This is a genomic window from Mucilaginibacter sp. RCC_168 (assembly GCF_041355315.1).
In the GTDB taxonomy this organism is placed as follows: domain Bacteria; phylum Bacteroidota; class Bacteroidia; order Sphingobacteriales; family Sphingobacteriaceae; genus Mucilaginibacter.
This window is the reverse complement of the sequence record NZ_JBFUPN010000011.1, coordinates 1-20,168: the sequence shown is the minus strand read 5'-3', so window position 1 is coordinate 20,168 and position 20,168 is coordinate 1. Positions and strand designations below refer to the sequence as shown.

19 protein-coding genes and 1 pseudogene are annotated in these 20,168 nt (G+C 41.2%); 6 read left to right on the top strand and 14 right to left on the bottom strand.

What is annotated here, in order from left to right:
• Positions 1–52 precede the first annotated feature (52 nt).
• Both AB6735_RS11840 and AB6735_RS11835 read left to right on the top strand, forming a co-directional pair.
• Positions 53–277 carry a hypothetical protein gene (locus tag AB6735_RS11840; RefSeq protein ID WP_370996140.1) on the top strand — a complete coding sequence of 75 codons (225 nt, stop codon included), beginning with the start codon at positions 53–55 and terminating at the stop codon, positions 275–277.
• Positions 278–351: 74 nt separating this feature from the next.
• Positions 352–2,163 carry a DNA polymerase III subunit gamma/tau gene (locus AB6735_RS11835; protein ID WP_370996139.1) on the top strand — a complete coding sequence of 604 codons (1,812 nt, stop codon included), beginning with the start codon at positions 352–354 and terminating at the stop codon, positions 2,161–2,163.
• 69 nt (positions 2,164–2,232) lie between these two features.
• Here the strand turns inward: AB6735_RS11835 and AB6735_RS11830 are convergent, their stop codons facing one another.
• Both AB6735_RS11830 and AB6735_RS11825 read right to left on the bottom strand, forming a co-directional pair.
• Complete coding sequence (locus AB6735_RS11830) at positions 2,233–2,697, bottom strand: hypothetical protein (RefSeq protein WP_370996138.1); 465 nt, start codon at positions 2,695–2,697, stop codon at positions 2,233–2,235.
• Between the two features lie 57 nt (positions 2,698–2,754).
• Positions 2,755–3,462 carry a hypothetical protein gene (locus AB6735_RS11825; protein ID WP_370996137.1) on the bottom strand — a complete coding sequence of 236 codons (708 nt, stop codon included), beginning with the start codon at positions 3,460–3,462 and terminating at the stop codon, positions 2,755–2,757.
• A gap of 215 nt (positions 3,463–3,677) precedes the next feature.
• Here AB6735_RS11825 and AB6735_RS11820 point away from each other — a divergent pair, with 215 nt between their 5' ends.
• Entirely contained in the window at positions 3,678–4,907 is a 1,230-nt protein-coding gene (locus tag AB6735_RS11820; RefSeq protein WP_370996136.1) for an NADP-dependent isocitrate dehydrogenase, read from the top strand.
• A gap of 139 nt (positions 4,908–5,046) precedes the next feature.
• Complete coding sequence (locus tag AB6735_RS11815) at positions 5,047–6,027, top strand: type I phosphomannose isomerase catalytic subunit (protein ID WP_370996135.1); 981 nt, start codon at positions 5,047–5,049, stop codon at positions 6,025–6,027.
• A gap of 49 nt (positions 6,028–6,076) precedes the next feature.
• On the opposite strand, the gene AB6735_RS11810 is transcribed toward AB6735_RS11815, so the two are convergent.
• The 6 genes and pseudogenes from AB6735_RS11810 to AB6735_RS11785 all read right to left on the bottom strand — a co-directional run bounded on the left by AB6735_RS11810 (position 6,077) and on the right by AB6735_RS11785 (position 12,042).
• Complete coding sequence (locus AB6735_RS11810; protein WP_370996134.1) at positions 6,077–6,499, bottom strand: response regulator; 423 nt, start codon at positions 6,497–6,499, stop codon at positions 6,077–6,079.
• A 14-nt stretch (positions 6,500–6,513) separates the two neighbouring features.
• Positions 6,514–7,992 (bottom strand): PAS domain-containing protein, encoded by a 1,479-nt coding sequence (locus AB6735_RS11805; RefSeq protein WP_370996133.1) that lies wholly within the window; start codon positions 7,990–7,992, stop codon positions 6,514–6,516.
• 448 nt (positions 7,993–8,440) lie between these two features.
• Positions 8,441–9,094, bottom strand: a pseudogene (locus AB6735_RS11800) (DNA alkylation repair protein).
• A 3-nt stretch (positions 9,095–9,097) separates the two neighbouring features.
• Entirely contained in the window at positions 9,098–9,562 is a 465-nt protein-coding gene (locus tag AB6735_RS11795) for a YciI family protein (RefSeq protein ID WP_370996132.1), read from the bottom strand.
• A gap of 128 nt (positions 9,563–9,690) precedes the next feature.
• On the bottom strand, positions 9,691–10,815 hold the full coding sequence (gene hppD, locus AB6735_RS11790) for a 4-hydroxyphenylpyruvate dioxygenase (RefSeq protein ID WP_370996131.1): 1,125 nt from the start codon (positions 10,813–10,815) through the stop codon (positions 9,691–9,693).
• 69 nt (positions 10,816–10,884) lie between these two features.
• Positions 10,885–12,042 carry a homogentisate 1,2-dioxygenase gene (locus AB6735_RS11785; RefSeq protein ID WP_370996130.1) on the bottom strand — a complete coding sequence of 386 codons (1,158 nt, stop codon included), beginning with the start codon at positions 12,040–12,042 and terminating at the stop codon, positions 10,885–10,887.
• A gap of 447 nt (positions 12,043–12,489) precedes the next feature.
• Between AB6735_RS11785 and AB6735_RS11780 the strand changes: the two genes are divergently transcribed.
• Together AB6735_RS11780 and AB6735_RS11775 are read left to right on the top strand one after the other, a co-directional pair.
• Positions 12,490–13,485 (top strand): fumarylacetoacetate hydrolase family protein, encoded by a 996-nt coding sequence (locus tag AB6735_RS11780; RefSeq protein WP_370996129.1) that lies wholly within the window; start codon positions 12,490–12,492, stop codon positions 13,483–13,485.
• Between the two features lie 11 nt (positions 13,486–13,496).
• Positions 13,497–14,387 (top strand): flavin reductase family protein, encoded by an 891-nt coding sequence (locus AB6735_RS11775; protein WP_370996127.1) that lies wholly within the window; start codon positions 13,497–13,499, stop codon positions 14,385–14,387.
• 91 nt (positions 14,388–14,478) lie between these two features.
• Here AB6735_RS11775 and AB6735_RS11770 read toward each other — a convergent pair whose 3' ends face one another.
• The 6 genes from AB6735_RS11770 to AB6735_RS11745 form a co-directional block, all read right to left on the bottom strand.
• The gene (locus tag AB6735_RS11770) at positions 14,479–15,180 is read right to left on the bottom strand and encodes a L,D-transpeptidase family protein (protein ID WP_370996126.1); all 702 of its coding nucleotides are present in this window, start codon (positions 15,178–15,180) and stop codon (positions 14,479–14,481) included.
• Between the two features lie 426 nt (positions 15,181–15,606).
• The gene (locus AB6735_RS11765) at positions 15,607–16,353 is read right to left on the bottom strand and encodes a LytR/AlgR family response regulator transcription factor (protein ID WP_370996125.1); all 747 of its coding nucleotides are present in this window, start codon (positions 16,351–16,353) and stop codon (positions 15,607–15,609) included.
• Entirely contained in the window at positions 16,350–17,384 is a 1,035-nt protein-coding gene (locus AB6735_RS11760) for a sensor histidine kinase (protein WP_370996124.1), read from the bottom strand. Before AB6735_RS11760 ends, AB6735_RS11765 begins: the two co-directional genes overlap by 4 nt.
• 204 nt (positions 17,385–17,588) lie before the next feature.
• Entirely contained in the window at positions 17,589–17,924 is a 336-nt protein-coding gene (locus AB6735_RS11755; RefSeq protein WP_370996123.1) for a DUF4288 domain-containing protein, read from the bottom strand.
• 149 nt (positions 17,925–18,073) lie between these two features.
• On the bottom strand, positions 18,074–18,910 hold the full coding sequence (locus AB6735_RS11750; protein ID WP_370996122.1) for a LiaI-LiaF-like domain-containing protein: 837 nt from the start codon (positions 18,908–18,910) through the stop codon (positions 18,074–18,076).
• 543 nt (positions 18,911–19,453) lie between these two features.
• Positions 19,454–19,855, bottom strand: a complete 402-nt coding sequence (locus AB6735_RS11745) for a LiaI-LiaF-like domain-containing protein (protein WP_370996120.1) — start codon at positions 19,853–19,855, stop codon at positions 19,454–19,456.
• Between the last annotated feature and the right edge of the window lie 313 nt (positions 19,856–20,168).

Genomic DNA, 20,168 nt, shown 5'->3' with positions numbered 1-20,168 from the left:
TGATTTTGAAAACTTATCTTTACATAGGTTATTTCACCCTTAAATATTCATTATGCAATTTGTAAACCCTGAATATCAAGAAGCAGTATTGCCGGATAATAACATCACCATGTTAGCTCCCGGTGGGGAGGATGACGAGTTTGAAAGCGACTGGAATGATGAAGACGATGATCTGGACAATCAATTGGACGATCTGCATGAAATTCAGGTAGATGACGATTTGGGCGAACCAGATCCGGAGGATGATTACCCTCAACCCGACGATGATGACGAATAGGGTAGCGTAGTTTAATTACATAATCATTTCATCGATACTTTAACTTCAGGCATTTTCTTGCTAACTTCGTAGCTGTGGATAATTTTATTGTTTCGGCTCGTAAATACCGCCCGGCTACTTTTGAAACTGTTGTTGGTCAGCAACATATAACCAACACACTTAAAAACGCTATTAGAAATAATCAGCTGGCTCAGGCATTTTTATTCTGCGGGCCACGTGGCGTAGGCAAAACTACCTGCGCGCGTATCCTGGCCAAAACTATCAACTGTACCAATTTACAGCCTAACGGCGAGGCTTGCGGTGAGTGTGCTTCATGTAAGGCATTTGAGAATGGTAACTCCTTTAACGTACATGAGCTGGATGCCGCGTCAAACAATTCGGTTGACGATATCAGGAGTTTGATTGACCAGGTACGCATACCACCACAGGCAGCCCGGTATAAAGTTTATATTATTGATGAGGTGCACATGCTGTCGCAGGCGGCTTTTAACGCGTTTTTGAAAACGCTGGAAGAACCACCACACTACGCCATATTTATACTGGCCACTACCGAAAAGCATAAAATTCTGCCCACCATACTTTCCCGCTGTCAGATCTTTGATTTTAATCGTATCAGGGTTGATGATATGGCCAGCCATCTGGCATCAATAGCGGGCAAAGAGAATATCAGCTATGAACCTGATGGTTTGCACATTATAGCACAAAAAGCCGATGGCGGTTTGCGTGATGCGCTCTCGATGTTTGACCAGATCGTCAGCTTTTCTGGTGGCAAGGTTACTTACCGCTCGGTAATTGATAACCTGAACATACTTGATTACGATTATTATTTTAACATAACCGACAGCTTACTACAAGAAGACACAGGTAAAGTGCTGCTGTTTTTTGACGAAATATTATCCCGGGGATTTGATGGTGCGCATTTTATAGCGGGGCTGTGCGAACATTTTCGCAATTTGCTGGTGACTAAAGATCAATCCACCTTAAAATTACTTGAAGTAAGCGAGGGCATTAAAAATAAATACCTGCAGCAATCACAAAGCAGCCCGGTATCGTTTCTGCTTTCGGCTATGAATATTGCCAACCAGTGCGATATTAATTATAAGCTAAGTAAAAACCAGCGGCTCCAGGTTGAGCTTGCATTGCTTAAAATGTGCCATTTGCCCTCGGCATTTAGTATGGTAGCCTCACCGCTTACAGCAACATCCGCAGAAGACGGGTCATTAAAAAAAAAACCTGATACCGCAACAGTAGTACCACCGGTACAAAATAATAGGATCAATAATGAGGCGGCAGTATTAAGCGATACGCCCTTGTCTTATAATACTTCGAAACCTCAAAGCATTGAAAATAAGCAAGTAACAGAAGCAAAAGAGCAAGCACCTGCAGAAAAGCCTAAAATATTTATACCATCGCCAAGCTTGGGTTCGTTATCCATAAAAATACCTTCGCTTACAGATACGGGTAAAACTGCTGAAGAAGAAGCCGATGAAGAAGATCCTTACTTAAAGGGGGATGACCGGGAAGATTTTACCATGGACAACTTTTTGCAGTGCTGGAGTGATTTTGCCGCAAAGATTAAGGGAGAAGGTAAAAAGAACCTGGTAACCATTTTTATTGCCAACGCCCCCCGGATGCTTAAACCCTATGAATTTGAGATTGTGGTGGGTACCAAACTGCAGGAAAACTTATTTAAAGAAGAAAGAGCAGCTTTACACAATTACCTGCGAGGCCGGTTAAAAAACTTTACTATTGAAGTAAATGCACGTGTAGATGAGCAGGAGGTAGTAAGAAAGCCATATACAGCAATAGAAAAATTTCAGTACCTGGCTGCCCGTAACCCTCAGCTCGTCGACCTACGCAATCGCTTTAATCTTGATTTTGATTAGGGAATTAGTTAGTGGTGAGCGGTGAGTGAGGAGTAGTTATGAGAAACTTACAACTCACCGCTCACTAATTTATTTTAAAAATTCCGAATCATTTTTAGGATACCCTTCTTCATCCAGATCATCACGGTCATCTTCCGGAGTGTGTGCTAATGCAGAATCTGTAGGGTCAACCTCTACAATATCGCCATCATCAATGTGCATGCCAAGATCATCAACATCAGTTTCAATCGATCTTTTACCGGCATATTCCTCATCTGTATCATCATAAGGATTGGCTTCGTCATAAGTTGAATTCATGTCGTTGCCGTTTTTGACAGAAGTATTATAAGGATCGGGATGGTCGTAATCCGGATTGTCGCTCTTTACATCATATTCAAAGCTATTATCATCGGAGTTGTAATTAAGATCCTCTTTGTCAATGGTTTCGCCTAACTCATCTTTTAATGTTCTGTCCCGATCGGCGCTGTTATCGTTTAAAGCGTCATCGTCTTCATAATCATCATTAAATCCGGGGTTTATATTTTGATTGTTCATCAGTTTTTGCTTTGATTAAATATACCAAAAAACCTTGCCAAAATTCAAAAAGAGTAATTAATAATATATCTGTTTGCGGTAAGATGTTACACCCCCAATACCTACTTTTATACCCAGAATAAACTGTGTAAATATATCATTGTGGCGCCCGGCTTTGTATCCATCAAGATTATCGTCCATTACCCTGTTGTATTGATAGCCCAGATCTATCTTAATGCCGGGATCATTATACTGGTTAAATAGTTTTATCTCATAACCTATTCTTAAAGGTATAAAAGGTATTTGGCTATTATTATCGCCTGCTGGTTGAACACCAGCCGGCAGACCATTTTCTCCGCCCCTTTTTACATGGTTCACCAGGTATCCGATGCCGGTTGAAAGGTAAAACCCTTTAAAGGCATTAGCCATTGGGCTTTTAGAGTAATCCATTAACTCACCGGCTTGCAGTTGCACCCTTAAGGCAAAGGCCCAGAAATGATTTTCAAACGTACGGCCATATCCCTGATTGACATCACCGGCTTTAAGGCTACCAAATTGTCCTTCAAAAACATAGTTTACAAACGGGCCATGGTTGTAATTGAAGTTAAATTGAGCCGATGGGGTATACTTTAAAGCTTTGGTTACATCTGTACTGATGGGATAGTTAAGACCAAGGCCTACGCCAACATCATATTGTGCATAGTCGTAACCTAATTGAGCTTTTGCTAAAAATGCACTGGTGCATAAAGTAATTGTGAGAGCTGTTTTTAATATCAGTTTTGTCATAAATAGACATTAGGGGGCTATTAACTGGCAATCTGTTTTTATTTAATTAACGTTTAATTTCATAAAAATAGTATCCGCCCCTGCCAACACAAGAAACTTGCCATTACAACCATTCGGGCCCAAATAAATCAAATTTCATTTAATTATTAATGAAAATGGTAAAGTCTATTTAATATATTTGAAGCCATTAAAATAAAAAAACAACAACATCAGGTATGTCAAAAATTAAAGTAGAAAATCCGGTAGTTGAACTGGATGGCGATGAAATGACCCGAATTATCTGGAAATTTATCAAAGACAGGTTGATAATTCCTTATCTGGACCTTGATATCAAATATTATGATCTGGGTATCGAGTATCGTGATGAAACTAATGATCAGGTGACCGTTGATGCCGCTAACGCTATCTTAAAATATGGTGTAGGTATTAAATGCGCCACTATTACACCTGATGAGGCCCGTGTAGAAGAGTTTGGCTTAAAACAAATGTGGAAATCACCAAATGGAACTATCCGTAACATTTTAGACGGTACCGTTTTCCGTGAGCCCATTGTAATGGCTAACGTTCCGCGTTTGGTTCCTAACTGGACCGCACCTATATGTATCGGTCGTCATGCGTTTGGCGATCAGTACCGTGCTACCGATTTTTTAACCAAAGGAAAAGGAAAGCTTACAGTAACTTTTACTCCCGAAGATGGCGGCGCCGAGCAATCATACGAAGTGTATAATTTTAAGGGCGATGGTGTAGCTTTAACTATGTATAATACCGATGAGTCTATTAAAGGATTTGCACATGCCTGCTTTAACCAGGCATTAATGAAAGGCTGGCCTTTATATTTATCAACCAAAAATACCATCCTGAAAAAATATGATGGTCGTTTTAAAGATATTTTTGAAGAGATCTATCAGCAGGATTATAAACAAAAGTTTGCGGAAGCAGGCATTACTTATGAACACCGCCTGATTGACGATATGGTTGCATCTGCATTAAAATGGAACGGCAACTTTGTATGGGCTTGTAAGAATTATGATGGCGACGTACAATCAGATACCGTAGCACAAGGTTTTGGTTCATTAGGTTTAATGACCTCCACTTTGGTTACACCAGATGGTACTGTTATGGAAGCCGAAGCTGCACATGGTACGGTAACCCGTCACTATCGCGAACACCAGGCTGGTAAACCAACTTCAACTAATCCAATTGCATCTATCTTTGCATGGACAAGAGGATTAGAGTTCCGTGGTTTGTTGGATAACAACCAGGAACTGGTAAACTTTTGTAAAACTTTAGAGCAAGTTTGTATAGAAACTGTAGAAAGTGGAAAAATGACCAAGGATTTGGCTATCACCATTAAACCAAAAGTTGAACATGGTACAGATTACCTTTACACCGAAGAGTTTTTGGCTGCTATTGACGAAAACCTGAAAGTTAAATTAGGTAAATAATCCCTAACTCAAACCTCATACAAAAAGCCCGCTTCAAAAAGCGGGTTTTTTGTGCCCATTAATTTTTTGGTAAAAAAGCTGAAGCGGTTTATCTGTTTCTTTTTTTAACTCCTAACTTAGCGCTATAAAAATAAAACCGATGTCAGCATTATATCCATTAAAATTTAAAACTATTTATAAAGACAAAATATGGGGTGGTCAAAAGATCAAAACCTATTTACATAAAGATTTTGGTGATTTACCTAACTGTGGTGAAACGTGGGAAATATCAGGTGTAAAATCTGATGTATCTGTAGTGGCCGATGGTGAATTGGCTGGTGAATCATTGGCCGATTTGCTGGAGAAATATCAAGACGAACTGGTAGGCAAAAAAGTTTACGCGCATTTTGGTAATATATTCCCCTTGCTGGTGAAATTTATTGATGCCAATGAAGATCTGTCTATCCAGGTACACCCAAATGATGAACTGGCCAAAAAGCGTCATAATTCATTTGGAAAAACCGAGATGTGGTATGTAATTGAAGCTGACCCGGGTTCAACCCTGATAGCCGGCTTTAATCAGGAGCTTAACGAGCAGATCTACCTGGATAAATTTAACAGCGGACACCTTACCGATATTTTGAATAAGGAAGATGTGACAGCAGGTGATGTGTTCTTTTTACCGGCCGGCAGGGTACACACTATAGGTAAGGGCTTATTGATTGCCGAAATTCAGCAGACATCTGACATTACTTACCGCATATATGATTTTGACCGGGTTGACGATAAAGGCAATAAAAGGGAACTGCATACCCAGGAAGCCCTTGCTGCTATTGATTATAAACACTACCCGGAATATAAAACCAGCTATCAGCCTAAAAAGGATGAAACCGTAAAGCTGGTTTCTTGTCCTTATTTCACAACTAACCTGCTCGATTTTACACATAGTACTTCAAAAGATTACTCAGCGCTTGATTCTTTTGTGATCCATGTATGTGTGGAGGGAGCTTACTCTATAAAATACAACGGCGAAGTATACTCAGTAAAAATGGGTGAATGTATTTTGCTGCCTAAAAGCATCGATCGGGTGGAGCTGGAAACAACCGGCGGCTTTAAAATATTGGAAAGCTATATTGAATAATATGCCTAATTGGTACAGGTATAATTTAAGAGTGCCTGTACTAATTTTTTTATTGTCTTGCTATTCCCTGCAAATTTTTAAAAATTTCCTGCAGCTGCTTAACATCCACCGGTTTAAAAATATAATCTGAAATAGAAGGAATATTTTTCGCGCGGTCAATGTCGTGTAAGTCAATGGAGGAGCTGAGGATATAAACGGAGATTTTTTTTCCCAGTTGGGACTTTATTTCCTCAAATTCTTTCATGAATTCCCAGCCATCCATTACAGGCATAATGATATCCAGAAATATAATATCAGGTAAATTCTGAGTATTGCCAGGGTCTTTTAAATGAGCAATTGCTTCACTGCCATTGTTAAAGTGTGTAACCTGCTTACATAGGTCTTTTATGCTGAGTAGTTTTTTTAATCCGTAAGCGTAAATTTGGTTATTATCAATTATGCAGGTATTAACAGAGGGAGCGGCTATAATCATTTATCAGTACTAAGTTATACCAGTTTAATGGTAAATTTAGTGCCAATATTTACGGTGCTTTCAATTTTAATGGTACCACCAAGCGCTTCTATCTGGTTGCGGGTGATAAACAATCCTATGCCTTTGGCGTCGGGGTTTTGATGAAATGTTTTGTACATGCCAAATACCTTATCGCCGTACCGCTCAAGATCTATCCCAATGCCATTATCTTCAAATATGAGGTATATATGGTTTCGCTCTTTCATCGTATGGCAAATGATGTGCGGTTGCCTGTCTGGATGACTGTATTTTAAGGCGTTGGTGAGCAGATTTTGCAAAATACTTTCCATATAAGCCGGTATATAACTTATTTGCGGACACTGACTAAAATCATATTCTATACGGGCATTAAACGCTTCTATATTGCTTTTTATAGCCAACTGAATGTTGTTGAAAATAGCTTCAAAGCTAATGATACTTCTTTCGTTGGTAATTTCGGTTTGTATCTTAACAATTTCGTTCAAATGCTCGATAGTAGCGTTTAAGCTGCTGCTGATCGATTTAATATGCGAGAAGATCTCCGTACGATCTTCCGCCAATTCTGTTTCTTCATACAGATTTACCATGAACTGTAAATTACCGGTATGCGACCGCAGGTTATGTGACACAATATAAGCGAAATTTTGCAGGCGCCTGTTTTGATCAGTCAGTAAATTGAGTGATGATTCCAGGCTCAGCCCTTTGCGTTTATTGCTGTCGATATCCTGTAAAATGCCCCTTATGGTAACACATTTGCCGTATTCATTAATGATGGGCACACCTTTGGCGCGTACCCATATCACATGATTTTTGGCTGTTCTGAATAGCAGTTCCAGATCATATGGCTGGCAAAACTCCAGCGCGTTATTAATGGCGTTTTGTATAACGGGGCGATAGGGCGGTTCAAAAAAACTTACCCCTTCTTCAATGCTGAGTTTTATTTCGGTTTGCAGTTCAAAAATATCGTAGATCTGTTTGGATAAAGTTAAATTAAGAGTAGCTGCATCAATTTCCCAACTGCCTAACTTGGCTATCCGGATGGTGTCGCCGTAATGCTGATCATTACGTGTTGCTTTTAACTCGGCTTGTTTATATTGGTTGATATTGATAATAGAGCCATATATAATTTGCCCGTTTTTATCATATTGCTTTTTGATGGTGCTTTCAAACCAATGATATCCGGATGATTTAGTGAGTAACCTTATCTGAATCGGTTTTGCTGAGTTAGCGCTTTGATCATTTAAAGCGTTTAGAAAAACAGCCTTGTCCTGGTGATATAAAAGATGATCAAAAAATATATGATTGGAGCATTCAATTTCATTGGCTTCGTACCCCAAAATACTGTAAAAACCTGCCGACCATTTAATGACCCTCGTGTTAATATTATATTCCCAAATACCTGCATTAATATTATCAATTATTTGAGCAAGATGCAGCCTGCTGTCATCAGAAAACCTATCCTCAGAAAAACTCATATAAATTAATACCTACTCATTTTTTTGGTAACGACATGCTCTCTATAAGAAAATTATGTGCCATAATTTAAAATCACGAAAATTACAACCGTTGGTTGTGTGCGTTTTTCTGATGGGTAATCCTAAAGTTTAACTCACCGAATTTCAAATATAGTATTTGGAATTATATAAACAACTCTAATACTGGTGATTACAAAATAAAATTTATCGTATTAAAACATTGTCATTTTGACACATTCATAGCTCGAAATAATCGATTTGAGTGGACTTTATACATAGTTAGTCGATATTTAATTGTAAAAGATATTACAATTATGATTTGGCCCGTGATTTTTTTAAAAAAGAGGTAATAATTATATTTTCACAGAAAAAAAAGTACTAAAACCCGGTGTTTTTAGTGTAAATGTCCTGTTTTTAATCCGTTTTTTAAGCCAATAAGAGCTTATCGTTATCTGATTGTTAATTCGGCAAGCGCGTTTAAGGCTATCCATTTGGCTGCTTTGTGATCTTGTTTTAAAATATTTTGAGCTGTTTGTATGGCTATTACTTTTAAAACCTCGTTCCTTTTCCCTATCTGCCTGAGCGCCCAGTTCACTGCTTTTTTTACAAAATTGCGGTTGTCCCAGGCCTCACGTTCAATAATGGGCATTAACGCTATAAATAGTTCATTACCAGCTTTTTTATTATGCACTGCGTGTTCAGCCATAAGCACAAAACCTGCCCGTTTTATAAATTCTGCTTCATGAGCGCTAAACTCAAGGGCCTTGCTCAAGGCAAAAGGGGTGCGATCAAACAGGTTACCGCATACCTGGTCTCACAGATCCCAGGAATAGAAATCCTTTGTCCAGTTATCGATCTGTTCTTCTGTAACCTGGGCCGGATCGTCAATTAACGATGCCAGCAGACGGGCCTCGTGCAAACCCGTATCCCAAAGATCAAGTGCCAGTTGGTGATCTTTTTTGATGGTTTTGGCCAGCTTTCGCAATTCAGGCAGGCGAACGCCAATAGCATTTGTATTGTCGATGCCGTAACGTTGCATACCTGTCAGGTAATGAGCATCAGCCTTGTCTTTTAAAAAATCAATGATCTCATGAACAGCCATGTATCAATCGGTTATGCTTTTGCTTTGCAGTTTACTATGAATATTCACCACTTCCACTAAGGCTGCTGAACAGTAAAAAGGATGTAATTCCATAACTAAACTGCCGGCCTTTATAGCAGGATCGGTTTCGGTTAGTTTCTTAGCTTCTTCAAGGGTTTCTACATTAAAAATAAATATCCCCCGGATAGGCTGATCATCCAGAAATGGGCCTGCTACTACCAGTTTGCCTTCGGCAGCTAAGCGGGTAATATTTTTTAAATGGGCCATTTGCAACTGCATCCGTGCTGCCGAATCTTTCAGTTGAGTTGGACCTTCTTTTAAAAAGGCAAGTACATATTTTTTCATGCCATATTGGTCGGCACCCAGCTTTTTAGCCAATGCGGCATCATAAACAGGTTTGACGGTATTCTGTGCAAAACAGTTAATACCGAAAGTGATCATTGCGAAGAGGAGGATGAGCTTTTTCATTTATGGTTGTATTTAGGTTCTATCAAATATAAAAAATCACAAGGCAAAAAAGCCGGGCAATTTGCCCGGCTCAAATTAAAACATCGCTAATAGTTAATAGAATATTTTAGATAGAATCTTGCCTTTAATTAAAGGTTCCCTCTTATCTCTTGTTCACGCTCAATAGCCTCAAATAAGGCCTTAAAATTACCAGCACCGAATGATTTGGCGCCTTTACGCTGTATGATCTCAAAAAACAAGGTAGGCCTGTCTTCAATTGGTTTTGTGAATATCTGCAGCAGATAACCTTCGTCGTCACGGTCAACCAGGATACCCAGTTTTTTTAATGGTTCCAGATCTTCGTCAATATGGCCTACACGGTCTGTTAATTCATCATAGTAGGTAGTAGGTACGGTCAGGAATTCTACACCGCGGCTCTGCAGATCGGTTACGGTAGACACTATATTGTCAGTAGCCAGGGCAAGGTGTTGAACGCCCTCGTCCTCATAAAATTCCAGGTATTCCTCAATCTGCGATTTCTTTTTACCCTCGGCAGGCTCATTGATTGGGAACTTTACATAGCCGTTGCCATTGCTCATTACCTTACTCATAAGGGCAGAGTATTCGGTGCTGATCATTTTATCGTCGAAAGTTAAAATGTTCCGGAAGCCCATAACATCTTCATAAAAATTAACCCAGTCGTTCATTTTATGCCAGCCAACGTTGCCAACGCAATGATCAATATATAGAAGGCCAGCGGTAGGTGGGTTATAGTTGTTCTCCAATTTTTGATAGCCAGGTAAAAACAAACCATTATAGTTTTTACGCTCAATGAACATATGAACGGTTTCGCCATAAAGCATGATACCGCTGGTGCGTACCTCACCATGTTCATCTTTAAGGGTTTGCGGTTGTTGATAAGGCACAGCGCCCCGTTTAGTGGTTTGCTCAAAAGCATCGTAAGCATCATCAACCCAAAGAGCCAGCACTTTTACGCCATCGCCATGCTTTTTAATATGCTCGGCAATAGGGTGGCTGGAGTGTAGGGGAGTGGTTAATACTATCCTGATCTTACCTTGCTGTAATACGTACGATGCCTTATCGCGCACGCCGGTTTCGGGGCCGGAGTAGGCCAGGTTTTGGAAACCAAAAGCGGTTTTATAATAATGGGCAGCCTGTTTGGCATTACCTACATAAAACTCCACATGATCGGTACCGTTAAGGGGTAAAAAATCTGTAGAGGTTGGTTTTTTATCTAAAGTTTGTGTTTGCATTTTTAATTATTGAATTAGTGGATTACTGAATTAGTGATTGCTTTTGGCCTTTGGCTTTCAGCTTTTTGCTCACATTTGCCAGCTCTTGTAATAATTTTCGTCTTCAATTTTTATAGCGTCTTCGGTCAGCATTAGTGGACGGAAGGGGTCTATCATTACCGCCAGTTCATCTGTTGATTCTTTACCAATTGATTTTTCGACCGAACCTGGGTGAGGGCCATGCGGAATGCCACCAGGATGCAGGGTGATCTGCCCTTTTACTACGCTTTTGCGGCTCATAAAATCGCCGTCTACATAATATAAAACCTCATCACTATCCACATTGCTATGGTTATAAGGGGCAGGGATCGACAGTGGATGGTAATCAAATTTGCGGGGTACAAAGGAGCATATCACAAAGTTGCTGCCCTCAAAGGTTTGGTGCACAGGCGGTGGTTGATGCAGGCGACCGGTTATCGGTTCAAAATCATGTATAGAGAGTGCCCATGGGTAATGAAAACCGTCCCAACCAATAAAATCAAAAGGGTGGGTGCCATAGATATACGGATATATCAAACCTTGTTTTTTGATCAGGATTTTAAAGTCACCCTTTTCATCGTGTGTCTCCAGATTGGCAGGGCGTTTAATATCACGTTCACAATAAGGCGAATGCTCCATCAATTGTCCGTATTGGTTACGATAACGCTTAGGAGGCCTTATCGGGCTAAAGCTTTCTACAATGAACAGCCGGTTATCGGATGTATCAAATTCCAGTTGATAGATGGTACCACGGGGTATCACCAAGTAATCGCCATATACAAATTTGATATTGCCGAAGCCTGTTTTCAGGGTGCCAGAGCCTTCATGTATAAAAACTACCTCATCGGCCTGGCTGTTTTTGTAAAAGTAATCCGTCATGGATTTTCGTGGTGCGGCCAGTGAAATATGCAGATCGCTGTTTACCAGAACCGGCTTGCGGCTTTGCAGGTAATCATCCTCGGGTTTTATATTAAAACCGACCAGGCTGGTATGTTTCAGGTGTTTTTCGCGCGCTATTTTGGGCTCAACACTGTATGGCTCGCCCAGGGTTTTTACAATAGTAGGCGGATAGGCATGATATACCAGGGAATAAAGGCTCGAAAAACCTTCGGTTGATACCAGCTCTTCGGCGTATAACGAACCATCGGGTTTGCGGAACTGTGTATGCCGCTTATGCGGGATAGCTCCTAATGTATGATATAAAGGCATGATGTTTTAATTGGTTAACAATAAAACGTTTAAAATATCAGGATAGTTTTCTTGAGGGCAAGGAATAAGGATTTGGGGACTATTGGACTGTGAAGAAAGCAGGAACATGCCTTACTTATCCTTACCCCGATAGTCTTTATCCCAAAAATATTTTAGTATTGAGCCAGTACTATTTTAGCCAGCATAGCATCCCTGAACGATGATGCATCGCTCATGCTGGTGAGGCCCAGTGAAAATAGAAAATGTTTTTGTACGCTTAACATGGTCAGTACGAAATTAGAAGTAATATTTTTAATATGCAAGCATAGTTTTAGTGAATGGTTGAATAAGTTAATAGGTGAGTGGTTGAACGAGTTAAAGAAAACCATTATCTAACAGAATCACTTATAAACCACTCACCCAATCAACTAAAATTGTTTAGTTTTGGCTCAACCAATTCCGCCATTTATGAAATTAGTATCCTATAAAACCGAAGACCGTGAGCATTTAGGTATTTTTATAAACAAGCATATTTATAACCTGAACTCCTGCGATAAGTTGATCCCCGACAATATGAATGAGTTTTTGTGGGGAGGCGATGAGCTGATGGATCATGCCCGCCGCGTTCATGAGGCCATCAGTTCGGGAAAAATGGAGGCTAAGGAGGAGTTGTTTTTTGAGCTGATAGCTCCTGTGCCTCATCCAACATCATGCCGCGATGGTTATGCCTTCAGGCAGCATGTAGCCGCCGCCCGCCGCAACCGCAAGGTGGATATGATACCCGAATTTGACCAATACCCAATATTTTATTTCACTAACCATAACGCCATACAGGGCCCCGGCGAAATTGAGTGCATGCCCGACCATTTTAACAAGCTCGATTTTGAGCTGGAAGTAGCTGTTGTACTTAACAAAAAGGGCCGTAACATTAAAGCTGCCGATGCGGATAGCTTTATTGCCGGCTATATGATCATGAACGATATGAGCGCCCGCACCCTGCAAATGGAAGAGATGCTGCTCAATCTTGGTCCGGCCAAGGGCAAGGACTTTTCAACTGTGATCGGTCCCTGGCTGGTGACGCCTGATGAATTAGAGCAATATAAAACAGCACCTAAATCCGGACATACTGGTAATAACTATAACCTGCAAATGACCTGCGCGGTGAACGGCAAACAAGTATCGGCCGGTAATATGGCTGATATGGACTGGACCTTTGCCGAGATCATTGAACGTTGCGCCTATGGCTGCGATGTGTTACCCGGCGATGTAATAGGTTCAGGTACAGTGGGTACAGGCTGTTTCCTGGAACTGAACGGAACCGGTCTGCTCAATGATGACAATTATAAACCCCAATGGCTGCAAGCCGGCGATCTGGTAGAAATGGAGATCACTGGCCTGGGCATGTTAGGCAATATCATTAAAAAGGCCGACAGCAATTTTTCGATATTGGGATTGAAGAAATAAGTTAAATATTGATGCTATCACTAAAAGTAAGCGAGCTTTCTATTTTTCAACTGCAAAACTATCTGAACCATGCTATTGCACCACGACCAATTTGCTTGGCCAGTACGGTGGATAAGGATGGTAACGTTAACCTGAGCCCTTTCAGTTTTTTTAACGTATTCAGCACCAATCCGCCGGTTTGTGTGTTTTCTCCCTCGCGCAGTGTACGGGATAATATCACCAAACATACGCTGCAAAATATTTTAGAGGTACCCGAATGCGTGATCAATATTGTTGATTATGATATGGTACAGCAGGTTTCGCTCTCCAGCGTGATGTACCCTAAAGGGGTAAATGAGTTTGTAAAGTCGGGTTTAACCCCTGTAGCATCTGAACTGGTTAAACCACCCCGTGTGGCCGAAGCCCCGGTGCAACTGGAATGTGTAGTAAACCAGGTGATTTCCTTGGGTGATACTCCTGGCGCAGGTAACCTGGTACTGGCCGAGATCAAGATCATCCACATCAAAGACCATGTTTTAGACACTGATGGTAAAATTGACCAGGGCAAAATGGACCTTGTAGCCCGTCTTGGTGGCGACTGGTATTGCCGCATAACCCAGGACAACCTGTTTAAGGTAGCCAAGCCCAATGCCAAAATAGGTATAGGGGTTGATAGCCTGCCGCATGCCATACGCAATTCCAGGGTACTTACAGGCAATAATCTGGGGCAATTGGGTAACCTGGAAGCCCTGCCCACTGATGATGCCGTAGAGCTATATAAACAAGACCCCGCTATAAAAGAACTACTGGACGCCACCATAGGCGATAACCAGACCCGCGAACTGCAACTGCACCTGAAAGCCAAACAATTACTGGATGAGGATAGGGTAGAAGAGGCCCTGATGGTGCTGCTCATGGAGTAAAAAGAGTCAAGATATTAGAATCAAGAATCAAGACAAGAACAAAACTTTGAAGTTTCTCTTAATTCTTGACTCTTATTTCTTGATTCCATCCTCAAAACGCGTAATCCTTCCCCTTGATATGATAATCGGTTGGAATGTGATTTTTTTCAAACAGATCGTAACCGGGTTTCAGGGTTTTCCAGAATGGCATATAGGGCTGCTGGGCGAAAATATCCATATAGTTTTTATTCATCCGGAAAGGGTATATATCCAGGTTGATCTTTTGCTGGCCTCCTTCAAATGCCTTGTAGATGAGGGTGTAGATCTCTTCGATCCGCGGGTCGGTCATGGCATAGCAGCCAATGGAGGCGCAATGCCCATGGATCATCACCGCGTTGCCGGTATAGCCTTTTAGCTGTTCCAACTTATTGGGATAGCCTATATTAATGGCCAGGTGATAGTTGCTCACCGGGTTAAGTTGCTTGGGTTCAATGGCATAAAAACCTTCCGGACTTTTGCCGTCACCCGAGCGGGTTTTGGTACCTATTCCACCAGAATAATAGCAGATATTATAAGTTTTGAACAGGGTATACTTCGTGCCTGTTTTTAGCCATACCTCCAGCGCGTCCTGGTATTTGAATATGCGCAGGTAAACGGCAGAACCCGCTTTTAGGCCTTTATTCTTCAACTCCTTTTCCAGCCTGGGCCATACCACAGTACGTACATCGCTGGCGCGTTTGCTATCGGGGAGCTCGGTTTTTGGGCTTGTTATTACCAGGAGGGATAACAACAGCAATTGTAATAATTTAGGCATCGGGTTTAATCGGTTTTGACAAAAGTAAATATAACTATATTTATAGTTACATGGAGCTATCCAGGAAATAATGTTGCCCGGATTTAAAAATTTCTTGCCGCTGAAAACTTTTTAAACCTTAAATTTTAACACTTTTCGGCCCGAAAACGGCATTAAACGGATCGAAAACCATTCGAAAAAACCTCATTTTAACACTTTTTAACAAATTTTAACGTGATTTTGATGTGTTTTTAAAACTTTAAAAAGTATTGATCGCATGCTATACCGGGTCTTCTTGCGTTCTTCGCGATTGCTTCGTCGTACCTCACAATTGACGCGTGTGAGTTTCACTCCTTGGGGAGAATTGGAATTTGTGCCACAAAAAAGACGCATGTAATGCGTCTCTACAAAAATCTTGTCAATCCTATAAAATCCTTCAATCCTGTTTTATATGCCCAGCACTTGTTTCAGCTTTACGTAGCCGGTTTTGCTTACGGGTATTTTGGCGCCCGATTTGAGGATGGCCAGGTGGGCGTCTTTTTCGTATGGATCGATACGGGTGATCTGTTGTATGGCGATGATGTAGGAGCGGTGTACGCGTACAAACTGGCGAGCATCCAGCGTTTTTTCAAAAAAGTTCATCGTTTTGTTTTTCAGGTATGATCCTTCTTTGGTAAACACGCTTACATAATCGTCATCGGCTTGCAGGTATTCCACATCGGCCACCGGGATTATCTTTACCTTGGTACCTGTTTTTACCACAATACGCTCATTTTGAGCCGGCGATTGTGACGCGGCGGTTTCCAGCAATTCTTCGGTTTGCTTGGGCACTTGTTTTTCGGGCGCCGTGGCCAGAAATTTTTCGACGGCCTTGTTAAAACGGTCTTTATTAAAGGGTTTCAACAGGTAATCTACCGCGTGTGCCTCAAAAGCTTTTATGGCATACTCGTCAAAAGCGGTAGTGAATATTACGGCCGGTTGCTGCTCCACCAGCTCCAGCATTTCAAAGCCATTTATTTTAGGCATCTGCACATCCAGAAAGATCAGATCGGGCTGGTACTGCTGTATGGCTTTTAATCCTTCAAAGCCATCGCCGCATTCCTGCAGCAGTTCAATTTCACTAAAATTTTGCAGATATTCCTTTACAACCATTCGTGCTAAAGGTTCATCGTCAATAATTAAGGCTCGCCTCATAACTGTGGTATTTTTATAATGGTTGTAAATATATTATCATTTCCATGAGTTTCCATCAAATCGTTACGGGCAAAAAGTAAATAAAGCCGGCGCTGTACTCCACGCAAGCCAAAACCGGTACCTTTTTGCGGGCGCGAGGTTTGCGGGTCGTATGGGTTTTGCACCATCAGCACCAGGTAATTATCTTCAATTTCGCCACGGATGCTCACGGTTACTTCGCCTGTGGTATCATATAATCCAAATTTTATGGCATTCTCTACCAGGGGTTGTAACAACATGGAGGGCATTACGGCGGTGCCGCATTTATCGTCGCAGCTTATTTCAGTTTGCAGGCGATGGCCAAAACGTACTTTTTCAATATCCAGATATAGGTTCAGGTGCGCCAATTCTTCGCTCAGCGGTACCTGCTGCTGATCGTCTTTTTTGAGCGTACCCCGTAAAAAGTCAGACAGTTGGTGTATCATCCGGCGGGCCTCATCGGGTTTAAAGCCGATAAGCGCATTGATGGAGTTAAGGCTGTTGAACAAAAAGTGAGGTTGCAATTGCTGGCGCAGATTATACAATTCGGCATCACGGGCCAGTTGTTCGGCCTCGGTTTTGCGCTTCATGGTTTCTTTCTGGTCGAGCTGCGAATACCAGAGCAAACTGATCATGGCCATCCAGCCAATAGCCAGGAAATTGGTAAAAAAGCGAATGGTTAAGGATTGCTGTACAAAATTAACAAACACCTTATCGGTGTTAATGAGGGGCAGCAGGTAACGGCAGCCCAGGGTACAAATACCGGCCAGCGCCACACACCAGATAAACAGGTTAATATAACTGCCCTTACCGGGTTGATAGTAACGTAAATTGTTGTTGATGAGCCAGCAGGCGCCCGAAAGCAGTATGGCGCTCAGGAATCCATCTGTTGAGGCTGTGAACCACGAAAAACCAAAAGTATGCACAATATAAGTTTGCAGGCCGCCCCAAACCAGACCGCAAACGATAAATGCGCCGTATAATTTTGAAGCTGATATAGAAGGTAGTGCCAAAACTTATTTATTTTTTAGTATCAAGTAGTTAGTATCAAGTATCAAGACCGAATTAAAACTTTGACAACAAAGTCGTGATACTTGATATAGCTACTTGATACGGATTATCATTGTTTTTATGTTTTACGTTTAGTATCAGGTTTTTAGTATCAAAGCTCCGGTTCTGTCGTGATACTTGATACTAATTACTTGATACCACCTAAGTTAGTTTCTCACTCCCAATAATGCCGATTTGTGATGCGCCCAGGCAATGTACAGGTCGGCATCGGGTGTTTCATGTATGTTATAATACAGTTCGGCGCCATCGGTAAGTTCACCTATCTGGTTTAATTCGGCCACATCAATAAACTGCCATTTAACGGTTTGTTTTTCGATGTTTTTAAAGCTATCCTGATTGGCATGCCCAATTTTATTTGCTTTTTCAAAGGCGCTCAGTTCATTATCGGCATTGATAAGGCGTAACTGCTCATCAAACTGTGCCTGGTGATCACCATCACCGCTGATCACCCTGAAAACTAATTTTGCTACGTACCAGTTCATTCGAAAACAATTATTGAATTATTGATTTAGTGAATTAGTGATTATTATTTTTAAATGGTATCAAATAGCCAGTATCAAGTATCAAGATCGAATTAAAACTTTGATGATAAAGTCGTGATACTTGATACTGGCTACTTGATACTAAAGTGTTAATAGCTGCGTATATCAACTCCGGCAAAAATGGAGGTTCCTTTAAGTACCAGTATCTTATCGTTATTAGGTGACGCGGTACTGCGGATACGTTTATCGTCGACCCCAGCAAAAACCGCGGCCAGGTCCGATACCACCTGCCAGTTGGATGGCACAATAATCTTGGTGCCGCCGAATACCTGGGTAATATCTATATAAACCCTGCCGTTAATGTCGGCCTGGGTAAAGTCAAGCTCGGCACCGCCAAAAATGTTCACTATTTCGCCGCCTTTAAAGTTTTTGGATAGTATGGTTTTGTTAACCCCGCCAAAAATAGAAACAGCATCCAGGTAGTCATCTCCGTTATGGTAACCAAATGGCGGGCTATTAGGATCTTTGGGTGGTATATCATCGCCATCTTTTATCGCGTAATCGGCTCCGGGATCAGTTTTGCCAAAATCAAAGTTAGCAGACTGTTTACTCCATTTACCATCTTGTTTTTCCCATTTCCCGTCCTTCCATCCATCGTGCCTGCCGCGCCTTAAAATAAGCCATATACCAAAACCGATGATGGCTATGGGCCAAACTACGCGGTCGGCGTTGCCAATATTATCATTTAATAAAAAGATGATCCCTAAAATGATCATGATGCTCCAGGATGCTTTCCTGAAGTTATGTTTAGCTCCAAAATAAAGCCCGCATGCTATGATCCACATGGGCCAGCTGAATATCCAATCGGGAATTAAAAAATCGGCAAATTGCCTTAGGAGCAGCACTCCTCCTACGGCAAGTAGTATAACCCCAGCCATCGCTTTTCCTTTATTGGGGTTGGTTGTATGTTCTATATCGTTGTTCATTTGTGTGCAAATTAAATCATATCCAAAACTAAGGTAACATTATACATGTGCCAAACAAAAACTGGCGATATATTTAAAGAAATCGGTAGAGGGGTAGGTTTTGTCGGTGAAAAAGTTTGAGGACATTGTTATTCGGTATGGTATCAAGTAGCTAGTATCAAGTATCAAGACTTTGAAGGGGGAATTTGCGCTCGTTTATAATCACCGGTATCGGGAAGAAATAAAATAAAGGCTGAATGAAAGGTTAGGCTAAAGCCAATAATTGATACTTTGTTTCCGTTGGTTTTAACCAACGGAAACGAAAGATAAAACCAATTGTTTTTTATTCATTGCCGTCCCATTTATGGGGCGGATAATAGCAGTATTTACTGGCTTTAGCCCCAAAAACAATCTTTCTTAAACCGGTGATTACAAACAGGTACAAGTAAAGGTGTCGTGATATTTGATACTAACTACTTGATACTAAAAAACATCCACAACAAAAGGGAGCCCGCAAACCGGTACTCCCTCCTGAATTGAAACAAAACTATTAACTATGAAAAATTAGACTTCCGGTTCGGTTGTTTTATCGAAATGAAAAGTATCCTTAGGCTTTTCAAAATAAAATTCCTCTTTGTGTTTACGGGGCTTAAACGCTACCCAGGCGCCAAAACCCATAATGGCTATCGGCCAAACAATGCGGTCGGCATCGGTTATGTTCTCGTCGAGCAGGAAAGCCACACCCACCATAGTGATCAGGATCCAGGATGCTTTGCGGAAATTGTATTTGGCACCCATATATACGCCCCAGGCCACTACCCACATCGGCCAGCTAAACAGCCAGTCGGGGAAAAGGAAAAGGTCAAATTCTCTGATCAATAGTATACCACCAATGATCAGTAAAATCACCCCTGCAGCAGTTTTGCTATTATTGGGGGTAATGGTAGTTTCTATATTGTTGTTCATCGCTTTAAGTATTAATATTATACCCTAAAGGTACAGCGGTATACAAAGCGGGGCAAGGTGATATAGGTGGACAGCCTGTGGGAAATCGGTAAAAGTATGGGTTTATCCGGTGAATGAAGATGGGGGTAGAGAGGCAAGAGTCAAGAAAGGAGAAGCAAGATATAAGAATCAAGAATCAGGAAAAAAGACTGTGTTATTGGGATGACAAAACAGGTGGGACCCACCTGTTCTCTTTGCGTCATTGCCTTTAGATTAGCTTCAACAAATAATATAGGTTGTTATTATTGTTGAAGCTTTCTTTTTGCTTCTTTTT

What these genes read in the sequence shown, in the direction of transcription:
- AB6735_RS11820 (WP_370996136.1), top strand. Translation starts at nt 3,678, where the DNA reads ATGTCAAAAATTAAAGTAGAAAATCCGGTAGTTGAACTGGATGGCGAT.
- AB6735_RS11810 (WP_370996134.1), bottom strand. Translation starts at nt 6,499, where the DNA reads ATGATTATAGCCGCTCCCTCTGTTAATACCTGCATAATTGATAATAAC.
- AB6735_RS11780 (WP_370996129.1), top strand. Translation starts at nt 12,490, where the DNA reads ATGAAATTAGTATCCTATAAAACCGAAGACCGTGAGCATTTAGGTATT.
- AB6735_RS11825 (WP_370996137.1), bottom strand. Translation starts at nt 3,462, where the DNA reads ATGACAAAACTGATATTAAAAACAGCTCTCACAATTACTTTATGCACC.
- AB6735_RS11795 (WP_370996132.1), bottom strand. Translation starts at nt 9,562, where the DNA reads ATGAAAAAGCTCATCCTCCTCTTCGCAATGATCACTTTCGGTATTAAC.
- hppD (WP_370996131.1), bottom strand. Translation starts at nt 10,815, where the DNA reads ATGCAAACACAAACTTTAGATAAAAAACCAACCTCTACAGATTTTTTA.
- AB6735_RS11830 (WP_370996138.1), bottom strand. Translation starts at nt 2,697, where the DNA reads ATGAACAATCAAAATATAAACCCCGGATTTAATGATGATTATGAAGAC.
- AB6735_RS11770 (WP_370996126.1), bottom strand. Translation starts at nt 15,180, where the DNA reads ATGCCTAAATTATTACAATTGCTGTTGTTATCCCTCCTGGTAATAACA.
- AB6735_RS11815 (WP_370996135.1), top strand. Translation starts at nt 5,047, where the DNA reads ATGTCAGCATTATATCCATTAAAATTTAAAACTATTTATAAAGACAAA.
- AB6735_RS11805 (WP_370996133.1), bottom strand. Translation starts at nt 7,992, where the DNA reads ATGAGTTTTTCTGAGGATAGGTTTTCTGATGACAGCAGGCTGCATCTT.
- AB6735_RS11750 (WP_370996122.1), bottom strand. Translation starts at nt 18,910, where the DNA reads ATGAACAACGATATAGAACATACAACCAACCCCAATAAAGGAAAAGCG.
- AB6735_RS11745 (WP_370996120.1), bottom strand. Translation starts at nt 19,855, where the DNA reads ATGAACAACAATATAGAAACTACCATTACCCCCAATAATAGCAAAACT.
- AB6735_RS11840 (WP_370996140.1), top strand. Translation starts at nt 53, where the DNA reads ATGCAATTTGTAAACCCTGAATATCAAGAAGCAGTATTGCCGGATAAT.
- AB6735_RS11775 (WP_370996127.1), top strand. Translation starts at nt 13,497, where the DNA reads ATGCTATCACTAAAAGTAAGCGAGCTTTCTATTTTTCAACTGCAAAAC.
- AB6735_RS11755 (WP_370996123.1), bottom strand. Translation starts at nt 17,924, where the DNA reads ATGAACTGGTACGTAGCAAAATTAGTTTTCAGGGTGATCAGCGGTGAT.
- AB6735_RS11785 (WP_370996130.1), bottom strand. Translation starts at nt 12,042, where the DNA reads ATGCCTTTATATCATACATTAGGAGCTATCCCGCATAAGCGGCATACA.
- AB6735_RS11765 (WP_370996125.1), bottom strand. Translation starts at nt 16,353, where the DNA reads ATGAGGCGAGCCTTAATTATTGACGATGAACCTTTAGCACGAATGGTT.